The 2007-nt window shown below is 73.2% G+C and carries 2 protein-coding genes; both read right to left on the bottom strand.

Annotated elements, in window-relative coordinates; all coding sequences use genetic code 11:
• Positions 1-1310 (bottom strand): IucA/IucC family protein (locus ACSNOD_RS30745; RefSeq protein WP_436770363.1); only part of this gene is annotated, 1310 nt, incomplete at its 3' end.
• A complete protein-coding gene (locus ACSNOD_RS30740; RefSeq protein WP_436770362.1) occupies positions 1307-1882 on the bottom strand; it encodes a GNAT family N-acetyltransferase in 576 nt (191 codons plus the stop codon). The genes ACSNOD_RS30740 and ACSNOD_RS30745, both read right to left, overlap by 4 nt.
• Between the last annotated feature and the right edge of the window lie 125 nt (positions 1883-2007).

Below are 2007 nucleotides of genomic sequence, written 5' to 3'. Positions count from 1 at the left end.
GCGGCCGGTGACAGGCCGGACTCCGCGATGAGCGCGCCCACCAAGGGGTCGCCGTGCGCGTCGACATGGAGCAGCGAAGCCATGGTGGCCAGCCGCTGCCCCGGCTCCAGCGCCGGCACCGGGCTCTCCCGCCACAGCGCCGCGAGCATGCCGCGGTAGGGCGAGCCGGGCGCGTCGTCCGGGTAGTAGCGCGGCAGGTACCCGGTGGCGGCCAGCTCCCGCAGCAGGGAGAACCCCGTCGCCTTCAGCACGTCGTCCGAGGCGAACAGGTCGGCGAGCCAGGTGTTGACGGCTGGCATCGCCTGGACGTAGTCCGTGGGCAGGCCCCGCATGAAGCCCATGTTCAGCACCGAGAGCGCCGTCTTGACGTAGTGCCGGGACGGCTCGTCGACGTTGAAGAGGGTGCGGATGGACTGCTGGGCCCGGTACGTGTCCTCGCCGTGGCCGAGGCAGACGATGGTGCGCCGGGCCAGCTCGGGGGCGAAGACCACCGACAGCTTGTTCCACCACTGCCATGGGTGCACGGGGATCAGCCGGTAGTCGTCCGGGTCCAGGCCGTCCGCCGCCAGGGTGGCGCGGAAGCGGGCGAGCGTCGCCGCGCCCAGCTCGTCGGCCATCAGCCGGTCGTGGTCGAGGCCGGGGCAGGAGGTGAAGACGGAGCGGTCGCGGCGGACCGCCGTCCAGATCAGCCGGACGGGCGCGCCGGCCTCCGGGGCGAACCGCGGGTACTCGGCGGCGTCGAAGCCGATGCGGCCGTTGTTGGCGACGAAGCTCGGGTGCCCCTCCGTCATGCCGGCCTCGATGGTCTGGAAGTCGGCGCGGGCGAGCTCGGCGGCCGGCAGGGGATCGCCGGCGAGCTTGAAGGCGGTTCCGGCGAGGGTGCTGGTGAGCTCCTCCAGATAGAGCGGGAGGACCTCGTCGGTGAGGCCGAGGGCGCCGCGCACCTCGGTCACCAGGGTCAGGGCGTCCACGTCCGGCAGGGCCCGGCCGCCCTGGTGCCGGGTGATGCTGTCCGGGTCGACGACCCAGTGGTCCAGGGGCAGCCGGCGGGCCGAGAAGCGGTACTCGGCGGTGCGGTCGTCGGCGGGGACGGCGTAGTCGCCGGTCGGCAGCAGACGGGGGGCGAGCAGCCGCTCGTGGGAGAACTCGGAGAGGGCCTTGGCCGCCAGCAGGCGGTTGGCGCGGGCCCAGCGCTCGGGCGTCAGATGGGCGACGGCGGCGCGGGGGTCGGGCTGTCCGAGGTCGACGGTACGGGGGTCGGCCTCCCGGCCGGCTGTCGCCTCGGGAGCGTCGGCGAGGGGGCGGTTCATCGGGCGGCCCCCTGTCGTATCGCCGCCAGATACTGCTGCCGGGTGCACATGCTCAGCGAGGCCACCTTGTCGGGGAGGGCGACGATCTCCTGGACGCGGAAGCCGACGGCCTCGTTCAGCGCGTGGACCGCCGTGTTGCGGATGTCGGGTTCGACCACGACGCGCCGGGTGGCCGGGTCGGAGAACAGCATCTCCATCACGGTGCCGATGACGGCGCGGGTGAAGCCGTGGAGCGGGGTGTCGGTCGGCGCCACCAGGAAGTGCATGCCCACGTCCCCGGGCCGGGCCTCGTGGACCCCGACCAGTTCCACGTGGGCGGGGCAGTAGCGCTCCATGAGGAAGGCGGGCCGGCCGTCGTGCAGCCCCAGGAAGGCGTCGTGGTACGGGGACGCGGCGATGTCCTCGTACTTGCGCAGCACCTCGGGGAGGTCCGCGTCCCGCATCCCCCAGAACACCGACTTGGGGTGGACGAACCAGGTGTGCAGCAGCGCGCCGTCCGCGGCCGGGTCGAGCGGGCGCAGCGCGAACTCGCCCAGCTCCGGATCGGTGCGGGAGAAGATGACGGTGCTCATGTGCGGGGGAGATCCTCGGACGGCGTGCGGTCGGCGATGACGCCGGCGCGGGGTGTGACTCGCGGTTCGTCGTCCCAGGATAGAGACAGTGGATCACGGGGCCGGGGGCGGCCCTCGATCGGGGG

This window comes from Streptomyces sp. URMC 123 (assembly GCF_051386515.1).
Lineage (GTDB): Bacteria > Actinomycetota > Actinomycetes > Streptomycetales > Streptomycetaceae > Streptomyces.
Note: the sequence above shows the minus strand (reverse complement) of the source record. Positions and strands in the feature narration are given on the sequence as shown.